At 57.3% G+C, this 15,771-nt stretch carries 13 protein-coding genes; 6 read left to right on the top strand and 7 right to left on the bottom strand.

Annotation, left to right across the window (positions count from 1 at the left end; all coding sequences use genetic code 11):
* Positions 1-30 precede the first annotated feature (30 nt).
* Positions 31-798, top strand: coding sequence for a glycosyltransferase family 2 protein (locus VNL17_06535; protein ID HXI83731.1), 768 nt, complete (start codon positions 31-33; stop codon positions 796-798).
* Positions 795-2,378: a PfkB family carbohydrate kinase gene (locus VNL17_06540; protein ID HXI83732.1), complete on the top strand. Its 1,584-nt coding sequence runs from the start codon at positions 795-797 to the stop codon at positions 2,376-2,378. The genes VNL17_06535 and VNL17_06540 overlap by 4 nt, the downstream gene beginning before the upstream one ends.
* 59 nt (positions 2,379-2,437) lie before the next feature.
* Here the strand turns inward: VNL17_06540 and VNL17_06545 are convergent, their stop codons facing one another.
* The 4 genes from VNL17_06545 to VNL17_06560 are packed head-to-tail and all read right to left on the bottom strand — an operon-like array spanning position 2,438 to position 7,306.
* Positions 2,438-4,084, bottom strand: a complete 1,647-nt coding sequence (locus tag VNL17_06545) for a hypothetical protein (GenBank protein HXI83733.1) — start codon at positions 4,082-4,084, stop codon at positions 2,438-2,440.
* Between the two features lie 29 nt (positions 4,085-4,113).
* Positions 4,114-5,586, bottom strand: coding sequence for a DUF2079 domain-containing protein (locus VNL17_06550; GenBank protein HXI83734.1), 1,473 nt, complete (start codon positions 5,584-5,586; stop codon positions 4,114-4,116).
* On the bottom strand, positions 5,583-6,359 hold the full coding sequence (locus tag VNL17_06555; GenBank protein ID HXI83735.1) for a glycosyltransferase family 2 protein: 777 nt from the start codon (positions 6,357-6,359) through the stop codon (positions 5,583-5,585). Before VNL17_06555 ends, VNL17_06550 begins: the two co-directional genes overlap by 4 nt.
* A complete protein-coding gene (locus VNL17_06560) occupies positions 6,356-7,306 on the bottom strand; it encodes a class I SAM-dependent methyltransferase (GenBank protein ID HXI83736.1) in 951 nt (316 codons plus the stop codon). The genes VNL17_06555 and VNL17_06560 overlap by 4 nt, the downstream gene beginning before the upstream one ends.
* Between VNL17_06560 and VNL17_06565 the strand changes: the two genes are divergently transcribed.
* Genes VNL17_06565 through VNL17_06575 form a run of 3 tightly spaced genes read left to right on the top strand, consistent with a single transcriptional unit; the run spans position 7,235 to position 9,875 of the window.
* Positions 7,235-7,987 carry a sugar phosphate nucleotidyltransferase gene (locus tag VNL17_06565; GenBank protein HXI83737.1) on the top strand — a complete coding sequence of 251 codons (753 nt, stop codon included), beginning with the start codon at positions 7,235-7,237 and terminating at the stop codon, positions 7,985-7,987. The two genes, VNL17_06560 and VNL17_06565, sit on opposite strands and share 72 nt — an antisense overlap.
* Positions 7,987-8,991 carry a dTDP-glucose 4,6-dehydratase gene (rfbB, locus tag VNL17_06570; GenBank protein HXI83738.1) on the top strand — a complete coding sequence of 335 codons (1,005 nt, stop codon included), beginning with the start codon at positions 7,987-7,989 and terminating at the stop codon, positions 8,989-8,991. The genes VNL17_06565 and rfbB overlap by 1 nt, the downstream gene beginning before the upstream one ends.
* Complete coding sequence (locus tag VNL17_06575; protein HXI83739.1) at positions 8,988-9,875, top strand: NAD(P)-dependent oxidoreductase; 888 nt, start codon at positions 8,988-8,990, stop codon at positions 9,873-9,875. Before rfbB ends, VNL17_06575 begins: the two co-directional genes overlap by 4 nt.
* Here the strand turns inward: VNL17_06575 and VNL17_06580 are convergent.
* From VNL17_06580 to VNL17_06590, 3 genes are read right to left on the bottom strand one after another with little or no spacing between them, the layout of a single operon-like run.
* On the bottom strand, positions 9,872-12,289 hold the full coding sequence (locus VNL17_06580) for a hypothetical protein (GenBank protein HXI83740.1): 2,418 nt from the start codon (positions 12,287-12,289) through the stop codon (positions 9,872-9,874). The genes VNL17_06575 and VNL17_06580 overlap by 4 nt on opposite strands.
* The gene (locus VNL17_06585) at positions 12,286-13,401 is read right to left on the bottom strand and encodes a glycosyltransferase family 4 protein (protein HXI83741.1); all 1,116 of its coding nucleotides are present in this window, start codon (positions 13,399-13,401) and stop codon (positions 12,286-12,288) included. Before VNL17_06585 ends, VNL17_06580 begins: the two co-directional genes overlap by 4 nt.
* 43 nt (positions 13,402-13,444) lie before the next feature.
* Positions 13,445-14,419, bottom strand: a complete 975-nt coding sequence (locus VNL17_06590) for a GDP-mannose 4,6-dehydratase (GenBank protein ID HXI83742.1) — start codon at positions 14,417-14,419, stop codon at positions 13,445-13,447.
* A gap of 154 nt (positions 14,420-14,573) precedes the next feature.
* Between VNL17_06590 and VNL17_06595 the strand changes: the two genes are divergently transcribed.
* The coding region (locus VNL17_06595) for a sigma-70 family RNA polymerase sigma factor (protein HXI83743.1) at positions 14,574-15,771 on the top strand (1,198 nt) is incomplete at its 3' end.

The following is a 15,771-nucleotide window of genomic DNA, read 5'->3' on the forward strand; positions in this document are numbered from 1 at the left end:
CTTATTATCCCCCATCTGCCGCGCCGAGCGATGAGCCCTGCAACGTCAAAACCGAGTGTTTCATTTATTGTGCCCGCCCTCAATGAAGAAGGAAACGTTGAGGCAACGGTGAACACGATTCTGGCCGCGGCCAACGGCCACGTATCTGATTTCGAGATCATCCTGGTCAACGACGGCAGCACCGATGGAACGGGCGCCGTGATGGGGCGGCTGGCCGGGAAGAATGATAAGATTCGGGTCGTGCACAACAAGCGAAACCTTGGGTTCGGTGGGGCCTATAAAGAGGGCGCGGCGGCAGCCCAATGCGACTATATTATCCGGATCTGCGCCGATAATGCTTTGCCGACCGCGACCATCGGCTCGATTCTGGAACGCATCGGGCACGCCGACATCGTTATTCCCTATATCTCCAATCCGGAATTTCGGTCCGTGGGGCGACGGGTTGGCTCGCGGGGCTTCACAATTATCATCAATACATTGTTCCGGCTGCGGGTCCCTTATTACAATCATTCCGTCGTATTTCCACGGGATGTTTTGAGGACCATTTCCATCCGCACAGACGGTTTCGCGTACCAAGCGGAGGCCTTGGTGAAACTCCTGAAGGCCGGCTATACCTATACGGAGGTCGGCGTCCAGGATGTGGCACGGGTCGTGGGGAGATCGTCTGCCCTAAAGCCGCGTAACCTCTTAAATGTTTTTCGTGCCATTGGGGGCCTGACGAAGGAGATGCGTCAACCAGGAGCGATCCCCAAGCAACGTTTACCGCGGCCAGCGGTACAAGGGAAAGTAGAATCGTGAACTATCACAAGAAGATCGTCACGCCGGCGGAATTACAGGTCATCGTGAGTCAGGCGCAGTCCGACGGCAAGGTTGTGGTGCAATGCCACGGTTGCTTTGACATCCTGCACCCGGGACATTTGCGCCACCTGAGTTGGGCCAAGGAACAGGGTGATCTGCTGGTGGTCTCGGTTAGCGGTGACGGCGTTGTGCACAAGGGTAATTTCCGCCCGTACGTTCCCCAGCATCTTCGCGCCGAGAATCTGGCTGCCCTGGAAGTGGTGGATTACGTCATTTTTGACGATCACGAATGGGCCGGGCCAATCCTGGAGTTGATCAAGCCCAACATCTACGTGAAGGGCAAGGAATTCCAGAATGTGACGACAGGTCGTTTTGGCCGTGAACGCCAAATCGTTGAATCGTACGGTGGCGAGGTGCGGCTCAGTTCTGGCGACGTGGTCTATTCCTCCACGCGTATTATTGAGGATTTGAAGGATCGGATCGAGCCGGGTATCGAGCAGGTACAGGGATTCTGCAAACGCCACGGCATCACAGGAGACAGCATGAGCAAGATGCTCGCGCGAATCCACGGCAAGAACATTCTCGTGGTGGGAGACACGATTGTCGATCGCTACGTGTATTGTGATGGCCTTGGCATGAGCGCTGAGGCGCCTGTAATCGTCGTGCGACCGCTGGATTCCGAGACATTTCTCGGTGGCGCGAGCATCGTGGCGCAGCACGTGCAAGCCCTGGGCGCCACGGTCAGGTTCTGTAGTGTCATCGGCCAGGATACCGAAGGTGATTACGTACGGACCGAACTGGCGAAGCGCAACGTTCCGGCAGAATTAGTGGTCGATCCAGCACGCCCCACCACGCTCAAGACCCGTTATTTGTCTGAAGGCAAGAAACTGTTGAACGTGAACCAATTTCGTGATCACAATCTCGACACGCCCATCGCAGCCCAATTGCAGGAAAAGATCGCGGCGGCAGCTGGAACGGCGGACGCGGTCGTAATCTGCGACTTCGGTTATGGCGTGATTACCAACCCGCTGCTGGAGTTGCTGTGCTCCATTGGAGCAAAACGGAATGTGCCGGTGATCGGCGATGTTCAGTCCAGTTCCCAAATGGGGAACGTGACCCGGTTGAAAGGCATAACCATGGCGACGCCTTCGGAACGAGAGGCCCGCGTTGCACTATGCGACCGGGAAAGCGGCATCGCCGATCTCGGGGCCTTGATTCTGGCGCAGACGGGCAATAAATCCCTGATCGTGACGCTGGCCGAACGGGGCCTCATGATTTTCGACACCAATGGCAACCCGATGGGCGAAGAATGCCGATTGCTTCCTCTGCACGAGATCAAGAAACGCTTTCAACCCGATTATTTGCCGTCGTTTGCCAACCTTGTGGCCGATCCGATGGGCGCGGGCGATGCCATGTTGGCGACGATTAGTTGCTGCCTTGCGGCCGGAGCCAATGTGTGTGAGTCCGTGTTCCTCGGGAATTGCGCAGCCGCCGTCGAATGCCGAAAGATGGGCAATATCCCCGTTCGCCGCGAAGAGATTCTGGCCATTTTGAATGCGCAGATCGGCCCGGCTGTCTGATAATCGGAAACGGACCAGGATCTCCTGCTCGCCCTTATATTCCAGCTGCCAAAGCCAAGCTAGATAACTTTCCGGTATGGCGCCCAGCCGAGCTCACCGTTGATCTTCGGTTCGCTAATCCGCCGATACTCATGACCTAGGATGGAAATGGTTTCCGGTAGTTTCCTGACGGAGTCATCCTTGAACTTCACGCCCCCGAAGAACAGCGTCTGTGCGAACTCATACGGCGGAGGATTCATCGCCGGCCAGACAATTGCGACAGTCTCGGCCTCGGCCGCCGGCTTCTGGTAAGGACTTTGAAATGTACGGTCGATAATTCCGAATATGACCTTCTCATCACTCAGGGCCGTCAGCAGATGCGAAAAGGAATACCAGGACATCCCGTATTTGTAGCCGCCCGCTTCAATGTCGTGGACGGTTATACGGTAATCCACCAATTCGTCCGGCAATCCGTGCATACCCATTTGATGGAACACGGAGGCGACGAGTGTTGCGACGAGGAGAACCGAGACTCCCCAGTTCCGGTCTTTCACGGCCTGGCTCAGGTACACACCCAGCCATGCCAGCAAGCCGACGCCGGCGGGCATGATATAGCGCCGAATCCCGTAATAGCCGCCGCCCGATCGAGCGGCGATCAACACGGTAAAGAACGTGACGAACGGGCACATTGCCAGGATAAAGACTTCGAGGTTCTTCTCACGATAACTGCGAATCGCCATATGCAGGCAGAAGGAAATCACGACGAAGGCCGCCAGGATGCCAATCATATCGACCGGGTTCAGTGGAAAACTTTCCCAATTCTCCATGTGATTGAGGTAATGCACACCCTCGGGTGAGCGTGCCCAGGGATCGGCATTGAAATAGGCCGGGATACAGCGAAGCTCCATATACCAGTTGCGAACCATCAAGTCCGGGGACGCAATGCCCAGAAAGGTTGTCGAGTCCTTTGACCTTTCCGCGGCGGAAGCAAAGAGGCCCATTTTATAGAGCAGTTCGGGACTGTAGCCGACGAGGAAGGCGAATGCTGAAAAGACCGCCATTTTAGAACGAAGAAATCGTTTCAAAAAATCGCGGCCTTGTGGCAACGCCATCATGGCCACGCCGATCGCGAGCCAGACCACCAGCACATTCTTGAGCGCGTACCAATGCCAGCCCATGATCAACGCCGTCAGCGCACAAAGGCGGCTCTGCGGCCCCCGACGCAAGAGCAGGATCGTCAACCATACAAACAAGCCCACATATGTGGCCGTGAGATTGTAGCCGGAACCGTAGGGCACGATGGTGAACTTTAAGAAGTACGGCATACCAATCGCCAGCGCACAACCAGCGCCGATGGCCGCCCGTTTCCCGAGACAAAGGCCCACGCTCGCCACCAACAGTGAAATGCCCAGTCCCCAAAAGAGTAGGTTCACCAGGGCGCAAAGCTCCAGCGAGGGTTTGAAACTCGCAAAGAACAGTGCCGTCAGAAAATCCACCGGCCCCATTCCTGTGTAATCACCGGCCCACTGATAGATGTAAAACTCGCCCGACAGGATCCGTTTCATCATCAGATAGCACTGCGCGTTGCCCGAGCTGAGGAACAAGTCGTATCGCGATAGAAACGGGAGATGAAGCAGTACATAAAGGAGACCGAAGCCCGCCGACCACTTGCACAATTCCCAGCGGGATAAGTCCTTGTCAGGCGCCCCAACGGAAGAGGTCTTCATTGCCGGAGCCGTCTGTTTTTCGTGACTACTCATGGTTTGGTCTGCAAGATGTCTTGTCCAGCCCGCCGAAAGACCAGGACATTCTGCTCGTTCAACATCAATTCATAACTGGGATTGGACGCGTAGGCTTTGATGACCTCTTGCGGCACGCTCCAGGCAGGTCGCCGTTCGTTTGCATCAATGATAATGTACTTGTAATCGAAAATCTTTTCCGGTTTGTGTTCGTGATACACCCAATGCTGGATGGTGTTGAAATACCAGCGCTTGGCGACGTGGGCCAACATCGTTTGTGGCACAAGCACCGATTGGTCGCCGGGGATCATCGCCAGGGCTCTTTCCAATGTGTCGGCTTGCGGCGGCCGGACATAATCGTTCGGGTCGAACCAGAGCGTCCAACTGGATAAAGTCAGGCACGCCAGCAACACGCCGAAACCCGCGGCGTAACGGGCCGCACCAAAACGGTTCGCCAACCACGCGTTCAATTTCTGGATGCTGAAGATGGCGGAGACGAAAAGAAACGCGCCCACAGTCAAATTGTAATGCCAGCGGATAACCTTCAGCGAAACGTTATCAGCCAGCAGGTTCACGAGCAGATCGGGCAGGACAAAGATGATTGATAGCGACAAAAACGGCAAGATCCACGCCACCGGCTGAATCAATTGGATGAAGAACACGACGTTCTGCGCTCCGAAAAGCACGGAGAACACCTTTCCCGGCTCCGACACGGCTGTTTTCAATACCTGCAGCGGGGTATCACCCAACGGGCCGAAGTACGCGAACGAACGATAGGGTTGGTTGCCGCGATAATAGGGCATGACCACCTTGAACAGAAGCGCCATCGCCCCGATGCTGACGACCACCGGGGTGACGATCCACTTCCAATGCCGCCGTTGCAGGGCTGCGTAGACTCCGAACATCATCAAGGTGAGCGGGACATTCTCCTTACCAAGGCACGACAGCAACGTAAACGCGACAAACCTCCCGAACTGCTCCGTGTAGTAGAAATAGAAAGTGAATAGCAGGAACACGATAATGAATTGGGTGTCGTGAATTTGATTCACGTGCTGGGAAGCGATTGTGGGAAACAACAGAAAAGCGGCGGTCACGCACAATGCGGCAAATTGATCCTGCAGGGCCTTGCGGGCGATCAGATACATCGGGATCCCGGTGACCGCAATGAATGCTGACTGTAGGAAGAGTAACGCCGGCACGGTCGGGACGATTGCATACACGGGCAGGAGCGCCACGAGAATAAACCCGCCGTGATCACCGAAAAAACACATGTTAAGAAAATAGTGCCAAAAAAACTTCCCGTGCAGCGTTGCCCAATATGCGTGAACGAAAATCGCCGTGTCCGCTGAATCGTTCGCAAAGATGGAATACTTGCGATAGGCCAGGGCGAAAAACATCAGGGTGTAAATCCCCAGCAAAATGGCCAATGGTCGCAACGAGCCCTTCATCGCAGCGGATACCTTCGACGCACTGGTTGTGTCGCGTTTCATGCAGCGGGATCTGGCGAGGCCTTCCGATAACGTGCCCGCAAACTCGCGAATTGGCGGCCGGGAATGACCTTCCAACGATACAGCGCAAACCGGAAGACCAGGGTGAGGATCTTGAGACCGTAGACCGTGCTTTGTGTCAAACTCGCTGAAGACGCTTCTGGAAAATAGCGCGTCGGCACAGCAATCTCAGCGATCCGAAAATCCGCCGCCACCACCTGGGCCACGATCTCCTGGTCAAAGATAAATCCATCCGAGTTCATCGCGTAGTTGACCGTTTCCAGGACTTCCCGACGAAAGGCCCGATAACCCGTGTGGAACTCGGACAGTTTCAACCCGAAAATCCAATTCTCCACCCCGGTGAGAAAGCGGTTCGAAAAATACTTCCACCAAGGCATTCCCTGCTGCAACGCGGTACCCTGCTTGAGTCGCGAACCGAGCACGACGTCGGCTTCGCCCTTGATGATCGGCTCGATAATCTGCGGCACAAGCCGGGGATCGTACTGGTAATCCGGATGCACCATGACGACGATCTCGGCCCCGGCCTTGACCGCCTCGGCATAGCACGTCTTCTGGTTGGCACCGTAGCCGTAGTTGCGGTCGTGGACGAATACCTCCAGCTTCAATTCGCGGGCAATCTGTAACGTTTCATCGGTCGATCCATCATCCACCAGGATCACTGTACTGACCGTGTCCTTGGGTAGCTCCTCATACGTCATACGTAGCGTGCGCCCGGCATTGTAGGCGGGCATGACGACAACGACTTTGGGCTTCATGACGTTGCCCTCGCATGAGCGACAGCAACGAATTGATAACCAAACATGGTTTTCCAGCTTTTTGCCAGCGCGGCGTTCAGGCTGTGCAAGGCATACAACCAGCCGCCATGCCGGCGTTCCGGCACCACCAGCAGCAGAGGCACTGGTGTTGCGACAATTTCCTCCACTTCCAACCCGGCCTCCCCCAGGAAATCCCTGAAGGACCGCAACGTAAAAAAGCGCAGATGGGTCCGGTCGAGAATTCCGCGGTCCGCGTAATCGAAGCGGCCAAGAAGCAGGTTGAGACGTACCCAGAGGTGGGCAAAATTCGGCACCGAAACGATGACCTTGCCGTTCGGGCGCAGGTAGCGATTGAACCCCTTGAACACCTCCAATGGATTCCTCAGATGCTCCAAAATGTCACCATACACGATCATGTCGAATTCTCCGTTCAATGACGGTAGCGGCTTGTCCAAATCGGCTACAATCATTTCGTGGCACTGGCTTTTGCCCATGGCTGCCAACTCCGCGCTACCCTCAATGCACGTCACCTCGAAACCACGTTGTGTAAATTGTTGCGCCAAAACTCCTTGCGCAGCTCCCACATCCAAGACCCTCCGCCCCTTCCCGTCGCCAACCCGCGAAAGGATTACCGAGTGACTCGAATAAGGGTCGCTTACTTTCGATTGGTAGGTAAGCCTCTTGCCCGGATCGTGCATGCCTGCATCAACCTGAGTCTCACCCGCGCGTACTGTTTGACCGTCCGGCACAGACAGGTAAGGAGGCCGCAACGTGAATCCAAAGTCAAGCATGATAATCCCTTGCGGCTGCGCCAGCGATTGACTTGCGCCGAGTGCTTCGCTAGTCTCGCCCGCCATGGCACCGAAGGAGCAGAAATGAAGGGAGTCATCCTCGCGGGCGGATTGGGCACGCGGCTGTCGCCGTTGACCAAGATCACCAACAAGCATCTTCTGCCCATTTACGACAAGCCCATGATTTTCTACCCGATCCAGACGCTGGTGGACGCGGGCGTGCGCGACCTGCTGATTGTGACCGGCGGCAACAATGCCGGCGATTTCCTCCGGCTCCTCGGCAACGGCAGCGCCTTCAATCTGCCGCACATCAACTACACGTACCAGGAAGGCGAAGGCGGCATCGCGGACGCCTTGCGGCTCGCCGAGCACTTTGCCGACGGTGAAAAGCTCGTCGTAATGCTCGGCGACAACGTCATTGAGAAGGACATCCGCAGGGGCGTGGCCGCGTTCCGCAAACAGAAGCGAGGCGCCCGCGTGTACGTCAAGCAAGTGGCCAACCCGCGTGCCTACGGGGTGGCTGAGATGCGTGGCGACCGGATCATCGGCATCGTGGAGAAACCAACCCGCCCGAAATCCAACCTGGCGGTCATCGGCATTTACATGTACGACCCCTCGGTTTTTGAAATCATCCACACGTTAAAGCCGTCGGGCCGTGGGGAACTCGAGATTACGGACGTCAATAACGCCTACATCAAGCGCGGCCAACTGGCATTCGATGTTCTCGACGGCTGGTGGGCCGATGCCGGCGCATCCCACGAGAAACTTCTCGAAACCAGCCTTTTGGTTGCCCAACGCGAGGGCGCCAACTTCAGCGTTTCGCGAGGAAAGACTTGATGCGCGTCCTCGTTACAGGAGGCGCGGGTTTTATCGGATCGCACTTCGTGAAGTTCGCCTTGGGCGCGCACCCCGACTGGCACATTGTCAATCTCGACAAACTCAGCTATGCGGGCAATCTCGAAAACCTCACAAATCTTCCGGACGCCACGCGCCACCAGTTCGTGAAGGGCGACATCGCCGACCACGAAATCGTAGCGCGCCTCTGGAGCCAGGGCATCGATGTCGTCGTCAACTTCGCCGCGGAGACGCACGTCGACCGGTCAATCCTCTGGGCGGACGATTTCATCAAGACCGACGTCCTTGGTGCATTCACGCTCCTGGAAGCCGCCCGGGAGTTCGGTGTAAAGAAGTTCATCCAGGTTTCCACGGACGAGGTCTACGGCAGCATCGCCAGCGGCAGCTTCACCGAAAGCTCGGCGTTGAATCCCCGCAACCCCTACTCCGCCAGCAAAGCCGGCGCGGACCGCCTGGCCTTCGCTTATTTCACAACGCATAACGTGCCTGTCACAATCACCCGCTGCTCGAACAACTTCGGCCCCAACCAATACCCCGAGAAATTTATCCCGTTGTTCATCACGAACGCGCTCGAAGACAAGCCCCTACCGCTTTACGGCGACGGGCGCAATGTGCGCGATTGGATTTACGTCGAGGACCACTGCGCTGCGATCGATTTTCTCATCACCCACGGCCAGTCCGGTGAAACCTACAATATCGGTGGCGGCAACGAAGTTGAGAACATCGAAATCGCGGGCCGCATTCTTCGCAAGCTTGGCAAGCCCGAATCGTTGATCCAGTTGGTCAAGGACCGTCCCGGTCACGATCGCCGTTACTCGCTGGACACCGGCCGACTCGCCGCACTCGGCTGGCGACCGCAACGCGATTTTGGGAGCGCATTGGACGCAACCATTGACTGGTATGTCCAGAACGCGTCGTGGTGGCGCAAGATCAAGAGCGGTGATTTCAAGAAATATTACGCCGCGCAGTACGGCTCGCGACTGTGAAAGTCCTGCTCACTGGCGGTGCCGGCTTCATCGGCTCTCACGTCGCACGTGAGTTGGTGCGTCAAAACCACGAAGTCCACGCCCTCGTGCGCCCCCAGAGCGACCTCCGTCGCGTCGCGGACATCGAGCCATCTCTGCGCATCATTCACGGCGATCTGATTGCTCCATCTTTCGTCCTCCAACCGGCTTCCTACGATTGTTGTCTTCATCTCGCCTGGTATGTTGAGCCGGGCAAGTACCTTCATGCCCCGCAAAACAAAGATTGGGTGCAGGCCAGCCTGAGACTGGCCCGCATGCTCCAGACAGCGGGCTGCCGGCATTTTATCGGGGCCGGAACATGTTTCGAATATGCACCCGCTGATCCCCCGCAACGCGAATCGACCCCGACACAGCCGACCACGCCCTACGTGCAAGCCAAACTCGAACTCTTTGACGCACTCCAATCCGTCGGCATCGAAAGCGCGTGGCTGCGCTTTTTCTATCAATACGGGCCCGGTGAAGACCCGCGGCGGCTGGTGCCCGCCGTCATCAATACCCTGCTGCGCAACCAGGAGATGAAGCTGGTCCCGGGCGACCGCGTACGCGATTACCTGCACATCGAGGACGTGGCCACCGCGGCCTGCGCCGTGGCCGGCAGCTGTCTCACGGGGGCCGTCAATATCGGCAGTGGAGAGCCTGTCACCGTACGCGAGATCGCCTGGAAGATCGGCGAGACGCTCGACCGGGTCAGTTTGCTAAAGGTCGGCGCCCTCCCCTATCCGGCCAGCGAGCCGATGCATCTTCTGGCCGATAACACGAAGCTGCGCGAAGGCACCGGCTGGAAACCGCATTATCCACTTGATGAGGGACTGCGCCGGACAATTGAATGGTGGAAGAATCGCTAACGCACCGAGCGTTTGCCGCCAAAGACAGTTAAACCGATCCCCAGGATGAGCGTCGCGAGGCTCACCACCCCAGCCACTGCATAGACCCGTGGTGGTTGGTAGCGCAGGGCGATGGTGTGAGTACCGGCGGGTAACTCCAATCCCATCACGCCACAACTGACCTGCAGGACTTCTGTCGGTTGACCATCCATCTCCGCGTGCCAAAATGGGTAATAGCTCTCCGCGATGACAGCCAGACAGCTTGACGGCGCTGTCAGATGGATGCGAATCAACTGTGAGTTCTCCCGGACGAGTTGGATGTCGCTTAAGGACACGGGAACGGATTCGGTAACCGGCGGAAATGGAGAGCTGTCTTCCTTATAAATCTTTTCATATTTTTCTATATGCCCATCGTCAGGCCTCCAGGTTTGCACCACTGCCTCTTTCGGTTGAACCAACGGCCAGTTCCTTGCGGAAAGAGCGAGCGCGAGGGTCGCCGACTTGCGGACGTCCCCTGCGTAGAGACACGCCCGACTGTACGCCGTAATATAAGCTCGGGCTGTGTCGTTGCGGAACACCACAAAATCTTCGTTCTCGACGAAAACGGGATAGCTCTGCCGGTACATGGCGAGGATTTGCTGCGATCCCTTCTGTTGGGCGTTGCTCGGGTCGGTCTTATCGAAGACCACATAGCGGGCCGACAACAGATTCAGGAATGCCCGATGGTTTTCCCACGACCCAAAGGCCTGTTGTTTCAACGCTCCGAGGCCGATCGGGGCCATCCAGTCGTAGAAAGCTTCATACACCTGGGGTTTGCCACCCCACATGGGACCGAGCAAATGAAAGTAGCGACCAGTGAACGCCCAGCTCTTGACCCAGTCCTTGTCCGCCGCCAGCGAACGATACGTGGCTTGCAAGTTTTCAGCAGTGCGTGCGGGAACATCGGTTTCTTTCGCCGGGCCTTGGTATGGCCAATAATCCACAAGTAGCAACACGCCGACCACGCCGACAATTCTCGGGATGTGTCGACGCCATTTCTCACCGACCAGAAAGTCGGTCACGAAAAAGCCCACGAGCATCGCGCCCCAGAACATCGCGGGGCTGTCATAAAACACAAATGGCGAGCGGATGTCCTTGAAGTAAGGCAGATCGGCGAGAACCTTGAACCCCGGCAAAAACAGGAAGATCGCCAGCGCCACGCACGCTTGCGCGATCTTTTCGGGATTCGTCAGCTTCCGTAGCCAGAAAAACACGAGAAATACCACGGTCACCAACAGCCACAGCAGCACGGCAGCCGTCATGGGTTGTGTTGGCTGGGATGGCAAGGCGTCCCACGTCAGCCAGTTCGCTGTCCAGACGCTGCCATTCGTCGCGAACATCACACTACACAGTAGCGCCGCGACGAGAAACCAAAATGACCGGCGATCCGCGCGCCGCTGGTTCCACAGGGCGGTAATGGCGATCACCAGCACGAGGACGATGCCCAGATATTTTTCGGGCGAATTGGAGCCGAGAGACATTACTCGCTGGACCTGCTCCAATTCCGCCTGGCTGCGCACACCGGCGGTGGTCGCGTGCGTGTAGACGATATTCGTGGTGTTGCTCGTGACCACGCCGTTGCGGTCAACCAAAGCGAACAGGCTCTTGAAGGAATAATTCTTCTGCCAGCCTTCCAGAGGGTCGCCGGCGAACAATTTTACGTCGCTTGATTCGACGACGCCCGGCGCGAGCACCCATGCACCCAGCGCCAGTCCCAGGAGTCCGAGCAAGACGCATGTCTTTGCGGTTGACTGCCATTGTTTGCGGCGCGGCCAGAGCCAGTAGAGCGCGTAGGCAAACAAGAAGAGAAAAAAGATAAAGGCCTGCTTGTTATCGGTCCACCACGCCAGCACCGCCACGAGCGCGCACACAAAGGTGTCGCGAAACGTATTCTTCTCCAGCGCGCGCGACAATGTGAGCCACAACAGCGGCATGAATGGAAAGAACAGCACGATGGTGGTGTGCTCGTGGCCCGCCGCGCGGATGATCTGCTCGGGATGCAGCGTGAAAGCGACAGCAGCGAGGACCGCGGCCCATTCGTTTTTCATGAAATGCCGCGCGCAAAAGTACATGGCGACGGCGCCTACCAGGATGGCCATCAATGCGGTGAGCTTGCCTGCGGTTATCAAATTGGCGAACGTCGAAAACGCGATCCACGGGATAAGATAGAAACCGCGGGCATGGTTAAGCCCGTAGCTCGATCCGCTCATGTACCACGGCGTCCACCATGGTAGTGCATGATGTTGGGTGATTTGCTGTTTGATGTCCCAGACGCGGGAAGCGGACGCGCTTAGCTCCTGGTCGCTCATCCCCAAAGGCAACCAATACGTGCCGAGATACACTACGTAGGCGAGCGCGACGGCCAGCGTGACCCAGAGTCCGACGCGCGTCTTCATTTTGATTTGCCCGCGGCCCTTTCCAAAAACTGCAACGAATGGTGCGCCATTTCCTTCCATGAGAATTGCCTGGCCCAGGCGCGGGCTGCCGTGCCCATCGTCTCGCGCAACGCCGTGTCCGCAAACAAACCAGACACCTTATTCCGCAGGGCCTCGACATCACCGTGCGGCACGAGAATTCCCGTCTCACCATCCCGGACGGACTCCCGCAAACCGGGTGAATTGCTGGCCACGGTCGGCGTGCCGCAGGCAGCGGCTTCAATGACCCCCAAGCCCCAGCCTTCAATGGTTGACGTCTGAGCGCCAATCCAGGCCATTTGCATGAGTTCCTTCTTGCGCGCTTCGCTCACAAATCCGCAAAACTCCACGGATTTCTCCACTCCCAAGGAGGCCACCTGATTCCGTAACTCCTTCTCGTAGTCGCCCGTGCCCACGATAAAAAGGTGAATATCTGGAAACTGCGCCTGCAATTTCGCCGTGGCACTGATGATCAGATCCACCCGCTTGTAGCGTTTCAGGCGGCCGATATAAATCAGGGTCGGATTTGGCGTCTTCTGCACCCGCGGATCTGGTTTGAGCAGGTCCTCGTTGAAGCCGGGATAAATGACCTCCATGCGTTCTTCCGGAATGCCACGGCCCAGCAAATCCTCGGCGGTGGTTTTCGACAGGGCCCAAAACAGGCACCGGCGGTACACCCAAGGGATAGGCTGCTCGAGTGCGTAGGCGTAGGCGGCCATCAACCACGGCAATTCGGCAAACGCCGTCTTGCCGAACAGATGCGGGATCATGACAGCTGTGGGTGTGGATCGAATGAAAATCGGGGTAAAGCACGGCACCTTGCTGATGTATTCGAGAATGATATCGTACTGGCGCGGGCCGATAGCTCGGGCTTTCCAGGGCGCCCACCAATTGAAAATGTACTCGTTCGGGCCGCGAATCACGCGAACACCATCGATCGTCTCGTCTCGCCGCCCTCCGGCATAGCCCGCACACAAGAGATCTACGTGATGTCCCCAAGCAACCCAGTATTTGGCAGTTTGCTGGACCAATTCCTCCAAGCCGCCCGCGCGCGGGTTTTTGACGTCGCGATGGTTAATGACTAGAATACGCATGGAGATAGGTCGGGCTGATAGAAGGTGACCGTGCGAGAGGCTTTCACCTAGCCGATGATTGGGCCTTTAGTAATTGAACATCTGAGTCGACCATCATTCCCACCAGTTCACGAAAACTGGTATGCGGTTTCCAACCGAGCTTCGCGTGCGCCTTCGCGCAATCGGCCACCACGTGCTCGACCTCCGCGGGCCGCAACAGTTTCGGGTCTATCTGGACAAACTTCTCCCAATTCAAGCCCACGTGTTCGAAGGCTACTCCCAGGAAATCGCGCAAACTATGCGCCTTCCCTTGCCCAATCACAAAATCTTCCGGGGCGGGCTGCTGGAGCATCAACCACATCGCCTCGACGTAGTCGCCTGCAAACCCCCAGTCGCGTTCGACGTCCAAATTCCCGAGTACGAGGGTCTGGCTGCGTCCGGCCGCAATCGAGGCGGCGCCGTGCGTAATTTTGCGTGTGACAAAGTCGAGGCCACGCCGCGGGGATTCGTGGTTAAAGAGAATACCCGAGGCGGCGAAGATCCCGTAGCTCTCCCGATAGTTCACCGTGACGAAGTGGCCATATGTTTTCGAGACCCCATACGGACTCCGCGGATAAAACGGGGTCAATTCGTTCTGGGGAGATTCGCGGACCTTGCCAAACATCTCGCTGCTGGAGGCCTGGTAGAATTTAATCTTGGGATTCGTGCTGCGGATTGCTTCCAGTAGGCGGCTGACTCCGAGGGCGTTGATTTCGCCCGTGAGGATCGGCTCGGCCCAACTGCGGAACACGGAGGATTGGGAAGCCAGGTTGTAAACCTCGTCGGGCTCGAACTTCTGGAGCACACCCGTCAGGGAAACCTGATCGAGCACGTCCCCTTCGTGGAGTTGTAAGCGGTTTTGGATGTGCGCGATGCGCTCATGCCGCTCAGTGCGTGCCCGACGAATAATGCCGGCGACCTCGTAGCCCTTGGCCAAAAGGAATTCGGCCAAGTACGATCCATCCTGTCCGGCAATACCCGTGATTAGAGCCCTCGGCATAACGGTAGCGGCGGATGATACCGGGGTGTTCCCAGCGAAGCAAGCCGTGAAATTCGCGGTACTACATTGATTTGCAGGATGTTGACTCGATGACGGGTGGTTGTGACAGTTTCTTTGTCACCTCTTCACACTTTCCCGGTACTTATACGGTGATATGATGACAACCCAAACAATGCCGACGACAGCGAGTAGCGATATGCAACTGGTGGAATGGAGCCTGACGGGCGACCGCGACGCCTTCCGGAAGATCGTCGAACGGTACCAGTCATTGGTCTGTTCGATCACCTACAATGCCACGGGCAGCCTGACCTTGAGCGAAGACATCGCCCAGGAGACGTTCATCGCCGCGTGGAAACAGCTTCCCGAACTGCGCGAGCCGTCCCTGCTTCGCTCGTGGTTGTGCGGCATCGCCCGTTTTCTGGTTGGCAAACAACTGCGTCGACAAGGTCACGAGCCGATTCATGCGGCCGAGACCGTGGACGCGATCCATGAATTGGCGGCGCTCGAGCCATCGCCGGCGGCGCAGGCCGTGAGTCGTGAAGAAGAAGCGATCCTTTGGCGCGCGCTGGAGCGGATTCCGGATGCGTACCGTGAACCAATGATTTTGTTTTATCGCGAACAGCAGTCGGTAGAGCGCGTGGCGGTGGAATTGGAATTGAGCGAGGATGCCGTGAAACAACGGCTCTCGCGTGGACGCAAGATGCTGCACGAAGAAGTAATCTCGTTTGTGGAAGGCACCTTGAGCCGGACGGCGCCGGGCCAGGCGTTCTCGGGAGCGGTGCTGGCGGCGTTGCCACTGACAATGGGGTCGGCCGCGGCCTCGACAGCGAGTGCGGCGGCAGCGAAATCAGGTGTCCTGGCATGGTTGGCTCCGTTCTTGGGGATTTTCAGCGGAATGTTCGCCCATTGGCTTGTGGTGCGCGCCGCCCCGACGGAAGCCGAACGGCGGGCCCAAAAATTTGCGTTCACCAGCCTTTGGGTTTTCGTGCTGCTCTGGGCGGTGGCGGGCCAGATCGGAATGGGGGCCTTACGCCAGCACTTGCAGTGGAGCGACCCGACTTATTATGTTGCGATGGCGGGCTACTGGTGGCTCTACGCCGTGATTGCCGTGACCATGACGATTGTCATGATGCGGCGGTTTATTTTGCTTCGTCAACAGGGCGAAAAGGCCGGGGACATTCAACGACCCGGGATGGTTCCCTTGAATCCGGCGAGAAACGCCGTGGTGATGGGCTGCACGACCCTGGCGTTTTTCTCGTGGTTGATTCCGTTGGCGTGGCGGACGCATGACACCGGCACGGCGATCGTCGTTACGGGATTGATGCTCGGGTTGGGTGCCTGGCAAATCATCA

This window comes from Verrucomicrobiia bacterium (assembly GCA_035577545.1).
Lineage (GTDB): Bacteria > Verrucomicrobiota > Verrucomicrobiia > Palsa-1439 > Palsa-1439 > Palsa-1439.

What these genes read in the sequence shown, in the direction of transcription:
- VNL17_06560 (HXI83736.1), bottom strand. Translation starts at nt 7,306, where the DNA reads ATGCTTGTTGGTGATCTTGGTCAACGGCGACAGCCGCGTGCCCAATCC.
- VNL17_06535 (HXI83731.1), top strand. Translation starts at nt 31, where the DNA reads ATGAGCCCTGCAACGTCAAAACCGAGTGTTTCATTTATTGTGCCCGCC.
- VNL17_06590 (HXI83742.1), bottom strand. Translation starts at nt 14,419, where the DNA reads ATGCCGAGGGCTCTAATCACGGGTATTGCCGGACAGGATGGATCGTAC.
- VNL17_06580 (HXI83740.1), bottom strand. Translation starts at nt 12,289, where the DNA reads ATGAAGACGCGCGTCGGACTCTGGGTCACGCTGGCCGTCGCGCTCGCC.
- VNL17_06555 (HXI83735.1), bottom strand. Translation starts at nt 6,359, where the DNA reads ATGAAGCCCAAAGTCGTTGTCGTCATGCCCGCCTACAATGCCGGGCGC.
- VNL17_06550 (HXI83734.1), bottom strand. Translation starts at nt 5,586, where the DNA reads ATGAAACGCGACACAACCAGTGCGTCGAAGGTATCCGCTGCGATGAAG.
- VNL17_06565 (HXI83737.1), top strand. Translation starts at nt 7,235, where the DNA reads ATGAAGGGAGTCATCCTCGCGGGCGGATTGGGCACGCGGCTGTCGCCG.
- VNL17_06545 (HXI83733.1), bottom strand. Translation starts at nt 4,084, where the DNA reads ATGAAGACCTCTTCCGTTGGGGCGCCTGACAAGGACTTATCCCGCTGG.
- VNL17_06585 (HXI83741.1), bottom strand. Translation starts at nt 13,401, where the DNA reads ATGCGTATTCTAGTCATTAACCATCGCGACGTCAAAAACCCGCGCGCG.
- rfbB (HXI83738.1), top strand. Translation starts at nt 7,987, where the DNA reads ATGCGCGTCCTCGTTACAGGAGGCGCGGGTTTTATCGGATCGCACTTC.